This is a genomic window from Bradyrhizobium sp. PRIMUS42 (assembly GCF_023006515.1).
Taxonomy (GTDB): Bacteria; Pseudomonadota; Alphaproteobacteria; order Rhizobiales; family Xanthobacteraceae; genus Bradyrhizobium.
The window spans coordinates 1-20,422 of the sequence record NZ_JALBGZ010000009.1 but is presented as its reverse complement, the minus strand read 5'-3'; the positions used below and the strand labels follow the sequence as shown (position 1 = coordinate 20,422).

General features: G+C 62.1%; 12 protein-coding genes. All 12 read left to right on the top strand.

Annotation, left to right across the window (positions count from 1 at the left end):
* The first annotated feature begins 149 nt into the window (after positions 1-149).
* Entirely contained in the window at positions 150-1,394 is a 1,245-nt protein-coding gene (locus MOV75_RS02510; protein WP_246917709.1) for a polysaccharide pyruvyl transferase family protein, read from the top strand.
* Positions 1,298-3,160, top strand: coding sequence for a 2-succinyl-5-enolpyruvyl-6-hydroxy-3-cyclohexene-1-carboxylic-acid synthase (gene menD / locus MOV75_RS02505; protein ID WP_309486923.1), 1,863 nt, complete (start codon positions 1,298-1,300; stop codon positions 3,158-3,160). Before MOV75_RS02510 ends, menD begins: the two co-directional genes overlap by 97 nt.
* Before the next feature lie 83 nt (positions 3,161-3,243).
* On the top strand, positions 3,244-4,383 hold the full coding sequence (locus tag MOV75_RS02500; protein WP_246917731.1) for a Gfo/Idh/MocA family protein: 1,140 nt from the start codon (positions 3,244-3,246) through the stop codon (positions 4,381-4,383).
* Between the two features lie 288 nt (positions 4,384-4,671).
* The gene (locus MOV75_RS02495; protein WP_246917741.1) at positions 4,672-5,724 is read left to right on the top strand and encodes an efflux RND transporter periplasmic adaptor subunit; all 1,053 of its coding nucleotides are present in this window, start codon (positions 4,672-4,674) and stop codon (positions 5,722-5,724) included.
* 6 nt (positions 5,725-5,730) lie between these two features.
* Positions 5,731-8,865, top strand: a complete 3,135-nt coding sequence (locus MOV75_RS02490; protein ID WP_246917744.1) for an efflux RND transporter permease subunit — start codon at positions 5,731-5,733, stop codon at positions 8,863-8,865.
* Positions 8,862-11,933, top strand: coding sequence for an efflux RND transporter permease subunit (locus MOV75_RS02485; protein ID WP_246917746.1), 3,072 nt, complete (start codon positions 8,862-8,864; stop codon positions 11,931-11,933). Before MOV75_RS02490 ends, MOV75_RS02485 begins: the two co-directional genes overlap by 4 nt.
* 146 nt (positions 11,934-12,079) lie before the next feature.
* The gene (locus MOV75_RS02480) at positions 12,080-12,925 is read left to right on the top strand and encodes an alpha/beta fold hydrolase (protein WP_246917749.1); all 846 of its coding nucleotides are present in this window, start codon (positions 12,080-12,082) and stop codon (positions 12,923-12,925) included.
* A 287-nt stretch (positions 12,926-13,212) separates the two neighbouring features.
* On the top strand, positions 13,213-13,929 hold the full coding sequence (locus MOV75_RS02475; protein WP_246917751.1) for a response regulator transcription factor: 717 nt from the start codon (positions 13,213-13,215) through the stop codon (positions 13,927-13,929).
* Positions 13,930-13,957: 28 nt separating this feature from the next.
* On the top strand, positions 13,958-15,025 hold the full coding sequence (locus MOV75_RS02470) for an NAD(P)-dependent oxidoreductase (protein ID WP_246917754.1): 1,068 nt from the start codon (positions 13,958-13,960) through the stop codon (positions 15,023-15,025).
* Between the two features lie 88 nt (positions 15,026-15,113).
* Positions 15,114-16,442, top strand: coding sequence for a SagB family peptide dehydrogenase (locus MOV75_RS02465; RefSeq protein ID WP_246917763.1), 1,329 nt, complete (start codon positions 15,114-15,116; stop codon positions 16,440-16,442).
* A 154-nt stretch (positions 16,443-16,596) separates the two neighbouring features.
* Entirely contained in the window at positions 16,597-18,504 is a 1,908-nt protein-coding gene (locus MOV75_RS02460) for a cyclic peptide export ABC transporter (RefSeq protein ID WP_246917767.1), read from the top strand.
* A partial coding sequence (locus MOV75_RS02455) for a fatty acyl-AMP ligase (RefSeq protein WP_247004744.1) occupies positions 18,434-20,422 on the top strand: 1,989 nt, incomplete at its 3' end. The genes MOV75_RS02460 and MOV75_RS02455, both read left to right, overlap by 71 nt.

The window sequence follows — 20,422 nt, the reverse complement described above, 5'->3', positions numbered from 1 at the left end:
CAGAGCCGGATCCCGAAGAGGTCTTCTTCGATCATCTCGACGGCTTGATACACGACGCGGCCGCTCGGCCAACATCGGGCTGGAAGCCAGGCCGGGCGCTGCAGATCCTGTTGGCTGGATATGTTGGCGCAGGAAATGTCGGCGCGGACATGCGGACCATCGAAATGATCCGTCAGCTCCGGCATCTGCTCGGGACGAACGTCGCGTTCGCGACGATCCTCAACGGGCCGCACACGCCTCCCTATCTTGCATCGCAGGCGAAGCTGCTGACCCTCGATGGCCCCATACCGCGCTCGGTTGTCGACTTCGCACTGGCCCACGATGCGGTGGTGGCTTGCGAAGGCTCGATGCTCAAATCCTCCTTCTCGAATGTTCTCTCCGGGATCATGGCGGGAGCGCTCGGCGCAGGCGTCGCCTCGGGCCGGTTGTCGGTCGGCTATGGCGCGGAGGTGGCCTGGATGGAGCCCGTGCTGGAGGGCTTCGTCCGCAAGTGGCTGCCGGGCTCGCTGCTGCTTTGCCGCAATGGCGAGTCGACCGCCGCTGCGACGAAACTTGGTCTTCGGGCGGTGCTCGGCGCTGACACGGCATGGACCTGCCAGGCCGCGTCGCCCGAGCAAGCGCGATCGCGACTGGGGGCGTTGGGCTACGACACTGCAAGCCCGGTTCTCGCGGTCTGCCCGGTCAATCCGTTTTGGTGGCCGGTACGGCCGAATCCACGGCGGGCCGGAGCGGCGCGCGACGGTAGCTCTGCCGGCGCGCCCAGATATGGCGGGATGTTCTTCCACACCTACGACGATGCACGCAAGCGGAAGTACACTGCCTATATCGAGGGACTTGCGCGGGCGGTGAACAGAATCGCGAAGGAACAAGGGTACAGTCCGCTGATTGTTGCGATGGAGCCGATCGACGCGACCGCATGCGAGGATCTCAATCTCCGGCTCGATCGTCCCGCCCAGATCGTTTCTGGACATACCCATGCCATCGGCGTTGTCGTGGCGATCCTGAGGGAGGCCGGGCTGCTCATCAGCTCGCGATTCCACGCGCTCGTGGCTGCCGCACCGGCCGGCAAGCCGCTGATCGGGGTCGCCACCGACGAGCGCATCGCCAATCTGCTGTCGTCATGCGGCGCCGGCGGCGCGCTGATCGGAGCCGATGCGCCGGACCTTGCCGACCGAATTATCACGACAGCACGGGCGATCGATCGCGAGCAGTTCAAGCATGCGATGTGGCAGCTCGTCTCGACGCAGGTGGTCCAGTGCGGCAAGATGGCAATCGAGTTTACGAATGAGGTTCGCAGATGCATTCCGGAGTTTCCGTTACCCGAGAGGGGTCGAGGATGGGAGGCGCATCTTCCGCCGCTGCCTCGCCCGATTCAGGACATCCTGAAACGGTAAGGCCTGCGCTTGTCGGGACGACGCTCGCGCTGAACGTCGAGTGGTGCCGCACGATTGTGGCGGCGATCCTCCGGCTCGGAGTCCGGGACGTCGTGATCTGTCCCGGTGGCCGTTCGGCCGCCATGGTCTTCGCGCTCGGCGAAGTGGATGGACTGCGGCGCTTCGTGCAGACCGACGAACGCAGTGCGTCCTTCTTTGCGCTGGGACTGTCGCGGCTGACGGGCAACCCGGTTGCGATCTGCACGACATCCGGAAGCGCGGTCGCCAATATCGTGCCGGCGCTGACCGAGGCGGAGGCTGTTGGCATTCCGCTGGTGTTGCTGACTTGCGATCGACCAAAGAGTTTGCGCGGTGCCGGCCTGCTGCAGACCACGGAGCAAGTCGCGTTTTGCGCGCCGCTGCTGAAGGCAGTTCTCGATCTCGACGATCCGACCCACGAGGCGGCGACGCGGCAGGATCTGGAAAGTGCCGTGATGGATCTGCGCAAGTTCGTGGCGGCGGGCCCGAACCGTGGTCCTGTGCAGATCAACGTGCCCTTGATCGGCGTGGTCTGCTCGACGGAAGCGGGGCCGCCCAGGATCGATCCGGCTAACGAGCAGCCTCGTGCCCTCGCGATGCGAACCATCGATGCCTCCGTGCTTGAACGTTCTGGGGCGGCGCAGGCGCATGCCGCTATGGAGAAGCTCGCCCCGCGCCCGAGCCTGCGAGGACTGATCGTTTGCGGGCCGGAATGGGATTTATGTCTGGAGAAGGAGCAACTCAGAACTTTGGCGCAACGGACGGGATTCCCGGTGCTCGCCGATGCACCGGGTTCGGCGCGGTCACTTGGAATTCCAGGGGTCGTGACCTGCGGCGATTTCATCGCGTTGCTGCCACAATTGCCTGCGCCCGACCTCATCGTGCGGGTTGGTTCCGCGCCGGTCTCCGAGAGGATGCAAAGTTACCTGCAACGTTCGGCGCGGGTGCTCCGGATCGGCCGGCGTCCGGTCAAAGCCGATTTTCTCGCGCGCAACTTCGAGCAGCTCATCTGCCCTGACGACGCGGCCATGCAAGTCGTCTGCGACATGCTCGGGGCGGGCGCTAAAGTATGGGCTGAGAGCTGGCTCGGTGCAGCCGAGGCGATCCGCCACCATCTGGAGGCGCAGGTGACCGCGAGTGGCTGGTCGGAATTGCAGGTCGCGATGGAAACGGCGAACTCTACCGGATTCCGTCTGCTGCATGTCGCCAATTCGCTGGCGATCCGCCTCTTGAACTTTGTGATCGGTCCGACCTCGGACGGCCGGATCGTCATGGCCAATCGCGGTGTGTCAGGGATCGATGGCACGATAGGCACGTTTCTCGGTGAGCTCGTCGCGTGCGGCGAGCCGGGATTGCTGGTGATCGGCGACCTCGCGGCGTTGCACGACCTGTCCGCCCTGGAAGCCTGCATCCACAACCGCCTGAAGGGCGCCATCGTGATCCTGAACAATTCAGGCGCAGGTCTGTTCGATCTGATTCCGCTCGATGCTGTCGACGAGTATCCAAAGCTGGTGCGCAACAGCATGTCGATCGACTTCGAGGGCGTCGCGCGAACGTTCAAAATCGACTACGTGCGATGTCTGGCGCGCAAGCAATTGCGCGTGGCGCTTGACGCCGCGGCCGCCGGTGAGAAGCTCGTCCTGATCGAGGCGGTGCTGCCGCCCAAGGGCGCCAAGCGTGTCCTCCCGACGTTCATCGAGCGTTTATTGGCGGCCGCAGCGGACAAGCTTGCCGCATTTCATGTCTAGCGAGGCGGGTCAAGGGGAATGAACGGCTGGAAATCGGTAAGCTCGCCGGCACGGTGCAGCGGGCCCCACACCGGAAGGGGGATATGGTGGACGTCTATTCAGCTCTGATCGTGGGATTTGGCGAGTCCGGTCGCCGCTTCCTCCAAGCTTGCCGGCTCGGCAGCTACAGGAATCGCATCAACGTGCGGTGCATCGTCGACATCGATCCGGGCAAACTCGTCCATGGTTCGTCCGATGGCGTCCTGAGGTCGATATGCCTGGATGAGGTGCTCGAACGCCACTCGTTCGATATCGTCTTTATATGCACCAGCGATCGGACTCACTTCGACGTCTTTCGTAAGCTCCACAAGCATGCCGCGCGGATTAAGCGTATCGTCTGCGAGAAGCCGATAGCGGAAACACTGGACCAGGCCGACATCATCGCCAATCAGTTCGAGAACATGTCGGTCGCGGTGAATTTCGTCGAGCGGTACAGCCCCGTCGTGAGCCGGCTCAGGCACTGGATAAGGAGTCACGACCTGTGCATGAAGCGGGCCTTGTTCAACTGGTCCAAGCAGCGAATCAACGATGCTCGCCCGACCATGGGAATCTTCTCCGAATTGTCGCATCCGCTCGACTTGGTCCTCTACGTCGCGGGTATCGAGGTGGGCACGGATTACGCAGTTGTGAACGCCGCGACCATTCTCTCGGGCTTTACCCGCGACCGTGTCGTGGTCCCAGACTCCGTCTCCATGACCCTGAATTTCGGGGACAGGGCATTGGTCAGTGGCTCCTGCTCTTATCTCTGGAGCCGTCGTGACCGGCGGGTGATCCTGTATTTCGGCGCGCGCAATGGGCCGATCCGCTATGTCGCCGAGCTCAGATTCGACGAACCGCAGTGGGACTTCGACAGTCTGGAAATCTGGAGTTTCGACGCGGCGCCCGGCATCCTCACCCCCCACGCAGCCTTTGCGGTCAACGATACGGACCTTCCGCGGAAGGAACTCGGCATCAGCAAGATCTGTCGCCTGCTCACCTGCATTCTCAACGAACTCGACGGTGGTATGTCGGACGAGATCGCCCGGCTCGACCAGGCCGTCTACGTGCAGAAAATTCTCGACGACCTCTGCGAAGGATCGGGATCGGTGCATCAATGGCCGGAGCAGTACAGCCGAGGCGAGCCGGCGGGATCGACGCGTGTCGGATCGCGCGACATGGAATCCGCTATCGTTGACGCCGGGTAACGATCTGAACGAAAGATGCGGCTCGCCAATGTCCTTGCCGCTCTGCTTGCTCGCGAATTGTGGGTAAGTTACGATACGACTGAAGCGTGTGCATAGATTTGGGAGTCTACCCTGGACGCGATCTCTCAAAATTCAGAACTCGCCCAAATCCGCCGCCGCCGCAGATGGGGCATTCCGGTTCTCCTGCTGATCGCCGCGGTCGTCCTGACTGGCGGCTTCTTTCTCAGAAACGCGGGATGGGACTTAGCGGCATTACTGTCGCGCGCCGGCCTGACGCGGTGGCTTGCCGTGCCGGCCGCAACAGCACTGCAACGACCGCTGGCTCAAGTCCGCGTGGCCGCCGTCGCGAAAGAGAACTTCCAGATATTCCTGACGGGCATCGGGACGGTGCAGGGTTACAATTCGGTTGCGGTCACGACCCGGGTTGATGGCCACATCGTGCAGGTGTTGTTCAACGAGGGGCAGGACGTCGCTAAGGGCGATCCGCTGGTGATTATCGATGCCCGTCCGTTTCAGGCACAACTCGACCAGCAGTTGGCGATGCTTCAGAAGGACGAGGCCGTTCTTGCCGGCGCGCTGCTCGACATGACGCGGTACGACACGCTCCTGCAGAAGAGTTTCGCGACCCAGCAGCAGGTTGACCAGCAACGCGCACTGGTCGAACAGAACCGGGCGCAGGTCAGAAACGACAAGGCCCTGATCGAGTACGCGAAGTCGCAACTCGAATACACCACCATCCGCGCCCCGATTAGCGGGCGCATCGGTATTCGCCTGATCGACCAAGGTAATGTAGTGCGCGCGAGCGACGCAAAGCCGATCGCCGTGATCGTGCAGTTGCAGCCGATCTCGGTGATCTTCACCCTTCCCGCCGGGGCGCTGGCGAAGACTAAGCTCGAGATCGGCCGGGTTGACGCTTCCGTGACCGCCTTCGCGCAGGACAACCAGACTGAGCTCGATCAGGGGACGGTAGAGATCGTCGACAATTACGTCGATCCGGCATCCGGCACCATCAAGGTCAAGGCGACCTTTCCCAATAAGCGATCGAAGCTGTGGCCCGGCGACTTCGTGAACGGGCGCATCACTGTCGACAATAAGCCCGATGCCATGACGATCCCGTTCGCCGGCCTGCGTCACGGGCCCCGCGGTGACTTTGTCTGGATGGTGCAGAAGGACCATACGGTGAAGGCCGTCGGCATCACCGCGGGGCAAATCTCCCGCGGCCGGGTCCTGGTCGAGAGCGGATTGACGCCGGGGCAGCAAGTGGTGGTGGACGGATATTACGGCCTAGAGAACGGCACCAAGGTCGAGATCGATGAGACGAAGAAAACTGACAATAGTTGAGGCCGCATGTCAGAGATCTTTATCCGAAGGCCCATCGCCACAACCCTGCTGATCCTGGCAATCGTCCTGCTCGGACTGATCGGTTACAGAAATCTGCCGGTCGCTCCGCTGCCGAACGTCGACTTTCCGACCATTCAGATCACCACGCCTTATCCCGGCGCCTCGCCTGGGGTCGTGGAGTCGTCGATCACCGCGCCGCTGGAGCATTATTTCGGAGTGATCTCCGGCCTGCAGTCGATGGACTCCGCCAGCGCATATGGGTTGAGCACGATCACGCTGAAATTCGACCTGAGCCGCCGCATAGACTCCGCCGCGCAGGACGTTCAGGCTGCGATCAACTCGGCGTCTGGCTGGATTCCCGTTGCACTGCTGCCGGGGCCGCCGGTTTACCGGCAGGTCAACCCCGCCGATGCGCCTGTCCTCATCCTGGCGCTGACGTCAGATACGATCGCGTTGCCGGCGATCAGCGATTATGCGCAGACCATCGCCATCCAGAAGCTGTCGCAAATCTCTGGAGTCGGTGCCGTCACGATTCAGGGCGGCCTGACCCGTGCGGTCCGTCTCCAGGTTGATCCGGCGAAGGTCGCGAGTCTCGGACTTTCGCTCGAGGACGTGCGGCGCGGCATCGTCGCGACGACCTCGAACCAGCCGAGGGGGTCGCTCGACGGCCCAATGCAGGCGTTCCAGGTCGATCTCAACGGCCAGCTCTTCACGGCGGCTGGATACCGGGATTCGGTCATCGCCTTCCGCAATGGCGGGCCCGTTCATTTGCGCGACATCGGTATTGCTCTCGAAGGTGTCGAGGACGCCAATCAGGCCGCCTGGTTCCAGGGACGGGAAGCGGTCGTGCTCGAGATCCGGCGTCAGCCGGGCGCGAACACCATCCAGGTGGTCGATGCAATCAACAGTCTGCTTCCGCGCATGCGAGCGCTGCTGCCGCCAGGGCTCCAGGTCTCGATCGTGGCCGATCGGACGGTGACAATCCGCGCCGCGATCGCCGACGTCCAGTTCACGTTGGCTTTGACGGTCGGGCTGGTGGTTCTCGTGATCTTCCTGTTCCTGCGCAAGTTGTGGGCAACCATCATTCCGAGCGTGACGCTTCCGGTTTCGCTGGTCGCCACCTTCGGCGTAATGTCGCTGCTCGATTTCAGCCTCGACAATCTCTCGCTGATGGCTCTGACAGTCGCCGCCGGATTCGTCGTCGACGATGCGATTGTCATGATCGAGAACATCGTCCGCTATATAGAGGCCGGGGAGACGCCGCTGAACGCGGCGCTCAAGGGCGCGCGCCAGATAGAATTCACGATCGTCTCACTGACCGTTTCGCTCGTCGCGGTCTTCATCCCGCTGCTGTTGATGCCGGGAATCATCGGCCGGCTGTTCCGCGAATTCGCCGTCACATTGTCGTTTGCGATCGCGATTTCCTGCGTGATCTCGCTGACGCTGACGCCGATGATGTGCGCGACCTTGCTGCGGCGCGAGGCACCGGACGAGCCGCTTGGCCTACTATTCCGCTGGAGCGAGCGCGTCTTTGATACGATGGCGCGGCAATATGTCCGCGGGCTCGACGTTGTCCTGCGGCATCGAGCGCTCACCATGGCAGCCCTGCTGCTCACCATCGTCGGCACGGGATGGCTGTACAACGCCGTCAGCAAGGGCTTCATTCCGCTCCAGGACACCGGCCTCCTGATCGGCGTCACGGATGCCGAGCAGGACATCTCGTTCACCGCGATGGCTTCCCGCCAGCGAGCACTGGCCGAACTGATCGAACGCGATCCGGCGGTCCGCGCCGTCGACAGCGTTGTGGGCGTCGGGACCGTGAACGCGACGCTGAACAGTGGTCGGCTCTATATCGACATCGGTGACCCCGGCCTGCGGCGAGAAAGCCTCGCCGAGATTACGCAGCGGCTCAGCGCGGCTGCCAAGTCCATTCCTGGAATCGCCTTGTACCTGCAGCCGGCACAGGACCTCCAGATCGACACCCATGTCAGTCGCACTCAATACCAGTACGTCCTGCAGGATCTCGATGAGGACGAGCTGCGCACATGGAGCGACAGGCTGGTGGAGGCACTGCGCAAGCGCCCCGAACTGGCCGATGTGGCCAGCGACCGGCAGGACGACGGGTTATCGCTGTCCATCGTGGTCGATCGCGATGCAGCGGCGCGCGTCGGCGTGGTCATGAGCGACGTAGACCAGACGCTCTACGACGCCTTTGGGCAACGGCAGATCGCGACGGTGTTCGGGACCTTGACCCAGTTCCACGTCGTCCTCGAGGTGATTCCGGCGATGCGCGCAGATCCTGACATCCTTTCCAAGATCTACGTCCCGCAGGCGATTCTCAACCCCGCCGTCAACACCAGCGCGGTGTTCGCGAGCGTGCAGCCGTCGGTGCCTCTCGCCGCCTTCGCGCGGTTCGAACGCAAACGGGCGCCGCTGGCGGTCATGCACCGCGGCCTGTTCCCGTCGACAACGGTCTCCTTCAACTTAGCGCCTGGCGTGTCGCTCGGCGAGGCCGTGGAGACGCTCAGGACCACCAAGAACCGAATCGGTGTGCCAGGCTCGATCACGACGACCCTGGTCGGCGCCGCCGCCGAGTTTGCGGACTCCTTGACGAGCGAGATCTATCTCATTCTCGCGGCCATCATTACCGTCTACATCGTGCTCGGCATTCTCTACGAGAGCTTCATTCATCCGATCACGATCCTGTCGACGCTTCCCTCCGCGGGCGTTGGAGCCTTGCTGGCGCTGATGTGGTCCGGACAGGCGTTGGACCTGATCTCGCTGATCGGGATCATCCTGCTGATCGGCATCGTGAAGAAGAACGCCATCATGATGGTCGACTTTGCGATCGAAGCCGAACGATCCGAGGGGATGTCCTCGATCGAGGCGATCCGGCAGGCTTGCATCCTGCGCTTTCGGCCGATCATGATGACCACCATGGCAGCCCTGCTGGGGGCGCTTCCGTTGGCGATCGGCGCCGGCACCGGCTCGGAATTGCGCCGCCCGTTGGGCATCTGCATCGTCGGCGGCCTGATCGTCTCGCAGTTCTTGACGCTCTATACGACGCCCGTGATCTATCTGGCCTTCGCGTCGTTGCAACGGCGGTTCGCCAAATCGCCCAAGCTTGCGCCTGCCCAATGAACCTCGCCGCACCATTCATCGGCAGGCCGGTTGCGACGACCCTGACCATGGTCGCCGTCGTGCTGGTCGGAGCCTTTGCCTATCTCAGGCTGCCGATCGCGTCCCTTCCCAATGTTGACCGGCCGACCATTGTGATCCATGCGCCGTTGCCGGGCGGCAATCCGTCGATCGTCGGCTCGTCGCTGGCCCAGCCCCTCGAACGCCAGATCGGATTGATCCCCGGAGTGGTCGAGATGACGTCCTGGAGCGGTGTCGGCGCAACCGAGATTACCGTTCAATTCGATCTGTCGAAGAACATCGACGAGGCGTCCGGGGCGGTGCAGGCGGCGATCAACGCGGCATCACCCGACATGCCCAAAGCCTATGCGTGGCCGCCTTACTTTTATCGGGCCAATCCGGCCGGGTTCGCGGTCATGTCGCTCGCGCTGACGTCGGACGTAATTTCCCCGAGCCAGCTCTACGATTTTGCTTATAGCGTGGTGTCGCCGAAGCTGTCGCAACTGGCGGGTGTCGCCTGGGTCAACATCAACGGCGCAGAGCACAGCGCTGTGCGGGTCCAAGTCTCCCCCAATCAGGCCGCGAACATGAACCTGTCCCTGGAGGCGATCAGGGCGGGCATCGTCAACGCCACGCAGAATCTGCCAAAGGGGTCCGTTGAGTTCCAGAACCAGAGTCTCACCGTCGAGGCGAATGACCAGCTGCTTAAAGCGTCCGAGTATCGCGACCTGATCGTGGCGTGGCGCAACGGCTCGCCGATCCGGCTTGGCGACGTCGCCGATGTTTCCGACAGCGTCATCAACCGAAAGGTTGAAGGCTGGTACAACCACGACCGGGGCGTGGTGCTCTACGTCTTCAAGCAGTCCGACGCCAACGTCGTCGAGACGGTGGACGCGATCAAGCAATTGTTGCCGGGCATCAAGGCGTTGCTGCCGCCTTCGGTACGGATCGATCCCGTATACGACCGCACCGCGCTGATCCGGGAGTCGATCAGCGAGGTGCAGCGGACGATCCTGATCGCCATCGTGCTCGTTGTCCTGGTCCTTGCGATCTTCCTCAAGCAGATCTGGGCAGCCGTCATTCCTACGCTGACAATTCCAGTAGCCCTCGCGGCAACCCTGGCCGTAATGCGTGTCAACGGATACAGCCTCGACAATCTCACGCTGATGGCTCTCGTCATCGCCGTGGGCTTCGTGGTCGATGACGCTGTGATTGTGATCGAAAACATCATGCGCCGGATGGATGCCGGCGAGAGTGCGATGCAGGCCGCGCTCGCTGGATCGCGGCAGATGGGATTCACCATCGTGTCGATCACCGCCGCGCTAGCGGCTGCTATGATTCCGTTGCTGTTCATGCCCGATGTGGTCGGGCGCTATCTTCGCGAGTTCGGCGTTGCACTCGTCGCCGCGATCGCGGCTTCGGCATTCGTGTCGCTGAGCCTGACCCCGGTGCTGTGCAGCAGGCTGCTTGGCGGTGAACCGGGGCGCTCACGGTCCGGCGGTCCTGGCGCGATGGTGGGACGGATCTACGGACGCTCGATAGATTTCGCCCTGCGCTGGCGCGGCGTCGTGTTCCTGGCGATTGCGCTGCTGACAGCGGCAAGCGTCTGGCTTTACATGATGACGCCCCGCGCCTTCATGCCGACCCAGGACACCGGCGTGATGTTTGTCAGGACGGTGGCCGATCCGAACATCTCGTTCCCCGCCATGGAGGCGAAACAGCGCGCCGTGATTGATCGGGTCCTGGAGGATGAGGCCGTTGCCGGCCTTAGCTCCTGGATTGCCGACGGGAATGGTGGCGCACTGAGCCTCGGCTCGATGATCGTGGCGCTGAAGCCGCTCGACCAGCGAAAGATGGACATCCAGAAGGTCATTGCGCGGCTGAAGGTGAGCACAAGTTCGATCAAGGGCATCAGATCGATCTTCGTACCGTTTCAGGATCTGAGCATCGGCACCCAGTCGCAAACCGCTCGCTACCAGTACACGCTGTGGGGAGCCAACAGCAGCAAGGTGTTCGATGCCGCGAACGAGATGTTTGATCGCATGCGGTCGCTGCCGCAGCTCACGGACTTGATCCGGAGCTGGGAGACCTCGGGATTGGGTGCGGGGCTCACCGTTGACCGGTTGCGCGCCGCCTATCACGGCGTGACCCCGACGACGATCGACAGCGTGCTGAACGATGCATTCAGCCAACGGCAGATCAACACGCTTTATCTACGGTCGAACTTTTCCCGGGTGATTCTGGAAATCGACCCCGAGGCCCAGACCGACCCTGCCGTCTTTCAACAGATCTTCGTCCCAGGCCGGACAGGGCAGGTCCCGCTCTCGACGCTGACGCGGATGCGGAGGGCGCATGCCAGCATGTGGGTACGCCACAGCATGCAGTTTCCGTCCGAGACCATATCGTTCGACACCAGGCCGGAGGTATCGCTCGGCGACGCAATCGACGCGATCAAGGCCGCCGAGTTCGCCGCGCGTCTGCCTGAAGACGTCAAGGCCGAATTTCGCGGCGAGGCGGGTGAGGCCGCCAAGATGGGAGGACGACAGACCGTCCTGTTCGCGCTGGCGCTCGTCGCGATCTACATCGTGCTCGGTATGCTCTATGAGAGCTACGCACATCCCCTCACGATCCTCTCAGTTCTGCCGCCGACGGCGTTCGGAGCGCTCTTGGCTTTGCGCGTCACCGGGCTGCAGTTCACGACGATTTCGTCGATCGCCTGTATTCTCGTGGTCGGCATGGTCATGAAGAACGCTATCATGATGGTCGATTTCGCGCTGGACGCACAAAGGAGCCGGGGACTCTCGCCGACCGAGGCCATTACGCTGGCGGCCAGGCTGAGGGCCCGCCCGATCTTGATGACGATGCTCGTCTCGACCTTCAGCGCTTTGCCGCTCGCGATCGGGACTGGTCCGGGCGCGGAATTGCGTCAGCCCATCGGGGTGACGGTGGTGGGCGGACTGATCGCGGCGCAGCTCGTCACGCTCTACACCACGCCAGTCATGTATCTCCTGATGGAAGCCCTGCGCGAGAAGCTCTCGAGCGGCAGAAAGCTGATCGGCGCGCAAGCCTAGGCGCGCATCTGCAGGACACGCAAGCGACCGCACAAAGCGACTTGGCAAAAGCGACTTGGCAAGGCGCGTGCCGCGCGAGAAAATCCGCGCGGAGAGATGGATTGATATCTGAATGTAGCGACTACAACGCCGTATGGGATATGTAAATGACGATGCGATCCACGCACCTTCTGACTGAGGATCAAATCACGCTTCGGGTCAGTAAATGGGGGCAGGGTTCCCACCAGTGTGTGTTGATCCACGGTTTTGGCGACGGCCTCCACGTCTGGCCTGAATTCGCGGACCGTCTGGCCGGCACGTGCCAGGTGCTCGCGGCAGATCTTCGCGGCCACGGGCGGTCGCAATGGGACCCTGCCGAGCGCTACAATGTGGTGACCTATGCCGACGACGTAGGGGCCGCTATGAAGGCATTTCCCGCAGAGAGGGCCGTGCTGGTCGGACATTCCATGGGTGGCGAGGTTGCGCTGCGGATCGCTGCCGCGGCAGGACCGGGCATCGTCGGACTCATTCTCGTCGACTGTTCGCTGAGGCTCGATCCCGAGGCGTCGGAGCACATCTTCGCCGAATTCAAGCGCGAGAGCCGCGACTATGCCAGTGTGGCGGAATACGCCAAGTTTCTGGAGGCCAGCCGCCCGATGACCAGCCGCGCAATTCTGCAACGGCTCGCCGACGATTCAATGACGCGACAGCCGGATGGGACGTTTCGACTGAATCGGGATCCCGCGCTGGCCAATGGAAGCGGCGCGAAGGACGATTCAGACGACACCTCGTGGGATCAATTGAGATCCGTGCGGTGTCCTACCCTGATATTGAGAGGCGCGCGCTCGTCGGTGCTGAGCAAGTCTTTGGCTGAAAGGATGCGGGAACAGATCGCCGGTGCCCGCTTGCAAACCATTGCAAGGGCCGGCCATAACGTCATGCTCGACGATCCAGACGCATTCCAGGCGGCGAGCATTCCGTTCATCGTCGAACGGCTGACGGCCGGCCGCTAGCGCGCGTAAATGCGCGACGATGGCGGATTTCGCGGACTCCGCGAACCCGAACTGCATTCCGCGACACTATCCGCCTCGTGGCCGGCGCTCAAACTCGCTTGAGGCAGTGAGGCAGGCAGCGCTTCGATCTATGTGAATTGCCTTCAATTTTTGCGTTAATGACGCTTCGGATATAGAGCTTCTCAGCCTCGCGCCGATCCGCTAACTTTGAAGTATTCGATAATAATACAATCCAAGGTCGTTCGAAGTTCGACGCCCTCGGGGGCATGAGAGGCGGAGGATTAGTAATGCGATTGTTGTTCGCTGAAGGCTTTCGCTTGCCGACGGCGTCCGTGGGCGGTCTCCTCAGTCATGCGGGCTACGCCGTCGACGTAGTGGGTACCAGTCGAGATGCCGAAGAGGCGGCCCAGCTCGCAAGCTACAACCTCACGATCGTCGATCAGCAGCTGCCCGATGGCGACGGTCTCGATCTGCTCCGAACGCTCCGCAAGAACGGAAGTAAGGTGCCGATCCTCCTGCTCAATGCGCTACACTCCACCGAGACGCTCATCAAGTGTCTGGATGCTGGCGCCGATGATTGTCTGGCGAGGCCGTTCGACAACGGCGAGTTCCTGGCGCGCATCAGGGCGCTGCTTCGGCGCTCGCGCGACGATCTCTATCTAACACTGAAAGCGGGGAACTTGTCGTTCGATACCGGCTCCCGCGAACTTCGCATCGACGGCAGGCCGCTCACCCTGTCACGACGCGAGACCTCGCTCGTCGAAGTGCTGTTGCGCAGATCGGGCCGCATCGTGACGCGCGAGACGATCGAGACGATGCTGTTCGAGAGTCACCGCGAGTTCACGCCCAACGCCATCGAGGCAAGCGTCTCACGGCTGCGCAAGCGGCTGGCGGACGGCGGCTCTTCCTCGGACATACGTACCGTGCGCGGTCTCGGATATCTGATCGGCGAGCGTACCGGACCGTGCCACAGGAAGATGCCGGCACATGAGCTGAACGCCTGAACGATCCGGGATCCGAGGATGGTCTTTCATGAAAACGCAGACACGCACCGAGTGGCCGGATAAATTTAGCGACGTCGAGGACCTCGATGAGCGGATGACCCGTCCCGACGCGGCATTGGTCGAAGACCTCAACCGTATTAAAGGCGACATCATCCTGCTCGGTGTCAGCGGGAAATTGGGCCCGACGATTGCCCGGCTCGCCAAGCGTGCCGCGCCGAGCAGGCGCGTGATCGGGGTCGCCCGCTTCCGCGACGGCGGCAGCCGCGACTACCTCGAGCAACACGGCATCGAAACCATATCTTGCGACTTTCTCGATCGAGACTCCGTTGCGCGACTGCCCGACGCCGAGAACGCGATCTTCATGGCGGGTCTGTCTCCTCAGAAATTCGGCCAGGGGCCCAACGAGGCCCTGATGTGGGCCATGAACACCTACGTCCCCAGCCTGATCGCCGAGCGTTTCGCACACTCGAATATCGTGTGTTTCTCGACCGGTTGCGTCTATCCCTTCGTGTCGGTCTATAGCGGCGGTGCCACCGAGCAGACACCGGTCCAACCGCCTGCGAGCACCTATGCCAATTCATGTGTGGGACGCGAGCGAATCTTCGAGCATTTCGGCCGTAGAGCCGGAACGCCGCACTGCATCGTTCGCCTGAACTACGCGATCGACATGCGCTACGGCGTCCTGCACGACATTGCAGTGCGGATCCTGAATGGTGAAGCCATCGACCTAACCACCGGCAATGTGAACGTCATTTGGCAAGGCGACGCTGCCTCGATGGCGCTGCGCTGCCTGCTGCGCTGTTCGGTGCCAGGAACGGTAATCAACATCAGCGGGCCGGAGACCGTTTCCGTGCGGGCAGTCGCCCACAGGATGGGAGAATTGCTGGGGCGCGAACCGATCCTGGAGGGGCGGGAATCCGATATGGGCTGGCTGGTCAACACGACGCAGGCCATGCGCGAATTCGGCTACCCACAGGTCAGTCTCGGCCGTCTCGTGGCGTGGACGGCCGATTGGACGGGCCGGCGGATGCCGACCTTCTCCAAGAAGACATCCTATGAAGCGCGACCTACCGATTTCGCTGCAGGCGGCCGCTAGCGTGCGCCCGACCGCGGCGTCATCGACGCCGCGGCGGTGAACGGTGTGAGCTACACGGCGGGTTCTGCGGGAAAACGGGGGAGTTCTAATGTCTGTTCTGGCGAAGTGTCGGACCGGGGTCGATGTCAGAGAAAATGACGCAGGCGTCACCGTAAGCGGGGGGCAGTTTGCAATCACGGTCCCGAATTGGCCCGCCTCCTTTACATGGTCAGACCTGATCGACGGTGTGCCGCTGTCATCACTGCGCGAGCGGGCAGGTGGAGACTTCGCCGAGCTGCGTCACGCGGCGCACACGCTCTCGCTGTTGTCTTCGTTCATCGAGTACATCATCTTGATGGGCGAGCAGCCCGTCGCCCGATATAGATCAAGGAAGACAAAGTCCGACTTCGCTCTGCTCCTACCGCGCAGTAGCCTGCGCGCCTACGCGTTGCCGCCCACCACGTTCATGCGTTTCGTGGATCGCACCGTCCAGCTCGAATCAGCGCTGACTTCCGCCTCAATTTGTTGCTACGACGACGAGCTGACAGCCTGGCTTCTCAAGATGGGGACGACCTCGGACAGCGGCGCCTCCGTCGATCCGGGGCAGAGCTGGCTCACGGACGTCATGCTCTGCCTGATCGACGGACAGTTCGTGCGCCGAATGGACGTCGCCGCATCGTGTGAGAGCCGATGGGAATTTCACGACCTTCTGTTCCACACACGAAGTCGGTTCGGGGGACAAAGTGGGGGGTACGGGCCTACGCTTCGCTTTTCGCAATCCGACGAAGCGCTCGACCATGACGACGAGCCGGAAGTCCTTGTTGCGGCGGTGCCGATCAAGCTCGATATTCCCGGCCCCGTTCGCTCCACCCCTTTCTATGATGTGATGAACGGGCGCAGGAGCATTCGTATGCCGGGGCGCCCCATCACCAAGGGTGAGCTCTCCGAGTTTCTCTACAGAACGAGTTACATCACGGTTGATGACGGGCGAAAGTATGCGCGCTTCCCGGCTGGCGGGGAATTCCACGACCTCTGCATGTATCTGCTGATAGAAGCCTGCGACGGAATTAGTCCCGGCCTCTATCGATACGACAGGGAGCAGCATTCGCTGCACCTGGTGAAGACGAACGAAGGCGCGACCATGGTGCTGTCCGAAATGGCATCGCGCGCGTTGCGGCAGCGCGAGCATCCCCAGATACTGTTTAATATCACCTCTCGGATTTCCCGCGTGCAAATCGTCTACGAGTCAATGGCATATGCCCTGGTTCTGAAGAATCTCGGCGTACTACTGCAGACGATGTATCTCGTCGCAACCGAGATGAACCTTGCTCCTTGCGCGATCGGTGGTGGAAGTTCCGGTCAATTCGCTGCCGTGATCGAGAAATCGCCCATGCAGGAGCCCTGCATCGGTGAATTCGCTCTCAGTGCGACAGATTGATCAGAGCGGTAGCATCGAAGCCTGAGCTTCGGCCTGCTGGGATGACATGCCCGATGCATGCGGGCCGCGAGCCCGCTCAAGCCGAGGCATTCCGCAATCGCATCGTGGCGACTGTATCGCTGAAGATCGAGCAGAATATCATGTCTCTCTGCTGATGTTCGATATCGCGGAGCTTGCTCGTGCGACATGCGTCTGCGTCGCAACGCTCGCCCAGTACGCGCGTGCCAGCGTGACGCTTCAGTACGCCATTTGCATGTCAGGCTATGGTCAGCGTGCCGTGTTAATCGCAATAGCAGGACTAAGCTCAAACGTGCGCTTTGCGCGACCCGATAATGAATCTGCCTTACATTGGATGTTTGAGATGGCTTCAAGCAGATTTGCCAGATGCGTCGATCAAACCGAGCTGAGGTCGCTCATGAAGGCCGGGTTCACCGGCCGGTCCGCATTGGCAGTTCTCTTCGGTGTCGTCAGCGGATTGACGAATACGGCGGTCATGGTCGTCGTCATGACCGCTCTGAACGGAAATGCCACGCGCACCGTACTCGCACTTCTGCTGTTCTTCATCGCCCTGTCGCTCACTAGTCGATCGATTTGGCGGGCGCTCGTCACGCAGATCTCGCAGCGGGCGATCGCCGACATCAGGGAGCAGGTGGCTCGCCGGGTGCTGGAGGCTGCGCTCGTCGACATCGAGGCCATCGGCTCGAGGCGGATCATTAGCGCGATGACGCTCGACGCAAGGCGACTCGCGGATGCGCTGCCGATCCAGATCACGGTGTTGTCAAATCTCTCGTTTCTTCTCGGTTGCCTGGCCTATCTCGCTTATCTTTCGCTGGTCGGATTGGTTCTGATTGTGGCCGCCCTGGTGATCGGAGCTGTTTGCTACCGCTATCTGCACCGGCGAATTCATGCATGCACCGAGAAGAGCCGGCAGATATGGGACCAGGTCTCCGAAGCCTGCAGCCTCGTCGTCAACGGCATGAAGCAGCTCAAGGGCAGCGAACTGCGCCGCGTCGAATTGCTGGAACGATTGAACGCGGGATCAGCCAGTGGAATGGAGATGGCGTGTCTTCACACGCGTTATACGAACCACGCGCTGTCGATCACCCAAGCCCTGTTCTTCATTCCGCTCTGCGTATCCTTGTTCGCACCTTGGGCAATCGGCCTGTCGACGACTGACGTCGTCGGCTACGGCCTTGCCATGGTCTACATGGTCGGGCCGCTGCGGGAAGCCGTGGCGATGCTTCCGAATTTTGCCGATATCGACGTTGCGCGGTCGCGGATCAAGGCGATCGGACAGAAGCTCGACGATCGAGCCGTTGCGCGCCTCCGGGGCGCTGCGCCGACGGATTCGCAGAACGTACAGCCCGCGTGCGTCGAGTTGCGCAACATTCGCTATTCCTACACCGGCGAGTTCGGCAAGACCTTCACGCTCGAACCGATCGACCTGACCTTGCAGCGCGGCGAGATCCTCTTTGTCGTCGGCGGCAACGGCACCGGCAAGACCACGCTCGCGAAAATACTGGCCGGCCTGTACGTCCCGACTGACGGCGAGCTCGTGGTAGATGGCGAGGCCGTCGATGATGGCCGGCGGGAGTGGTATCAGCGTCAGGTGTCGACGATCTTCAGCGACTTCGTCGTCTTTGATCGCGTGTCCGACCGGCAGACTGACGGCGCCGCCGCGATGGCGCAAACGTTGCTGCAGCGGCTGGAGATCAACGAGCGCGTTAGCATCGGTGATCTGCGCTTCTCGCGGACGAAGGGCTTTTCCTCCGGTGAGCGCAAGCGCCTTGCGTTGCTTAGCGCTTGGGTCGATGACCGTCCCATCGTGTTGCTGGACGAGTGGGCTGCAGATCAGGATCCGCTTTTCAAGGAGAAGTTCTATCGGGAGTTTCTCGTCGAGTTGCGCGACGCCGGGAAGCTCGTCGTCGTGATCTCGCACGACGACCGGTATTTCGACGTGGCGGATCGGATCCTGTTCCTCGAGCGGGGACGTGCGCCACGGCTCGAGGTCAGAGGCGCAGTTACGGGGGCTCGTCGCTCGCGAGCGCCCGAGGCAGTCTAGGCGCGGCTTCGAAAGGTCACCACGATGCAGCAGGCGCGGATTGGGAATGACTGAGTTTAGGACGATACAGGAAGTTCTGGCCCGCCGCGCCGAGCAAGAGGCCGAGAGGGTCGCATTCCGTTTTCTCGACGACGCCGGCGCGGAGGATGCGACGTTCACTAACGGCAGGTTGCTGCGAAAGGCGGGTGGCGTCGCGTCGATCTTGCGGGAGAACGGCCTACGCCATCAACGCGTCGCCTTAGTCTATCAGAAGGCGGAGCATTTCGTTTGCGCGTTCTTCGGAACGCTTGCGGCGGGCTCGACGGTCGTGCCGCTCAGCCTCGCGCGGATGGGATTTGCCGAAACGAGGCTGGCCCTCACGTTTCGTGACGCCCAAATCGCCGCAGTGCTGACTGACTCCGTCAACTACATGAAAGTGCTGGACTTGGTGCGAGGAAGCCTCGGAGGCTCGTGCAAGGTTCTACTAGTCGAGAATGTCGATGAAAGTCTCGGCAGCGAGACCATCGATATTGTGGACGGAGAGACCACCGCGGTCATTCAATATACGTCCGGATCGACCAGCGTTCCGAAGGGCGTCGAAATCAGCCATGCCAACCTGCTGCACAACGCTTCGATGCTGATACGCGCATCGGTCAGTGGACTGCGCGATATGGTGGGGCTCAACTGGCTTCCGTTGTTTCACGACAATGGCTTGATGTGGGGCGCGGTGCTTCCGGTCTACGGCGAGATGCCGGTGATCAACATTTCGCCAGCGGCGGTCATCGCGCGGCCTGCGAACTGGTTCCGGGCGATCTCCGATTACAAGGTGAATATTAGCGGCGGTCCAAACTTCATCTACGATTTGTGCGTCGAGAGGTTAGATCCGGAAAAACTGCCCGGCGTCGACCTAAAAAGATGGGAGATTGCGTTTTGCGGCGCCGAGCCGATCCGGTCCGGCACGGTTGAGCAATTTCTGACGCGCTTCGCGCGCCTGGGACTATCGCCGGAATGCTTCCTGCCCGGCTACGGCCTCGCCGAGGCGACCTTGATGGTGTCGATGCGCCCGAGGAAGGCACGGCCAATCGTACGTGATTGGAACCAGGACGCGCTGGAGAAGGAGAATTGCGCGCGGCCCTGGACCGAGGGACGGAAGCGGACTTTGGTGTCTTCGGGCCAAATTACCGAAGGGCAGCAGGTCGCGATCGTGGATCCCAACTTGCTGCAGCCTTGTCACGAGGGCCGTGTCGGCGAGATCTGGGTCAGCGGTCCGAGCGTTGCGAAGGGCTACTGGCGGCGGCCGGACGAGACCAAGCTGACCTTTGGCTGGCCGCTCGATGGTTGTCCGGGAGCCAGCTTCATGCGCACGGGAGATCTTGGTTTCCTGGATGGCGGCGAACTGTTCGTCGTCGGACGTATCAAGGATCTCATCATCATCCGCGGGACCAATTACTACCCGCAGGACATCGAGCTCACGGTCGAGAGGACCCATCCCGAATTCCGTAAGAACGGCGGTGCGGCGTTCTCGGTCGAGATCGAGGGCCGCGAGGAGTTGGTTGTGCTCCAGGAACTCAAGCGCGGCTGGAAGAAGGCGGACACGTCGAATTGCCTCGACGCGTGCCGGACGGGGATCGCGCGCGAACATGGCCTCTCACCCTGCTCGATTTTGCTGGTCGCGGGTGGCGCCATCCCGAAGACGAGCAGCGGTAAGGTTCAGCGCCGATTGGCGCGGACGAAGTTCCTCGAGGGCGCCTTCTCGCCCGTCATGCAATGGAGCAGCCGGGACCCGGGCTCGCGCGCGGGGCGGGATGCTGGAACGGGCGGTGTGTCCTCCGTCGGCGGTTCGATGGTTCGTGGGTCGTATGTGGCACCGCGGAGTGCAACGGAGGAGGTGCTGGCGCGGATCTGGGGCGAGGTGCTGGGGCTTGAGAGGGTCGGGGCG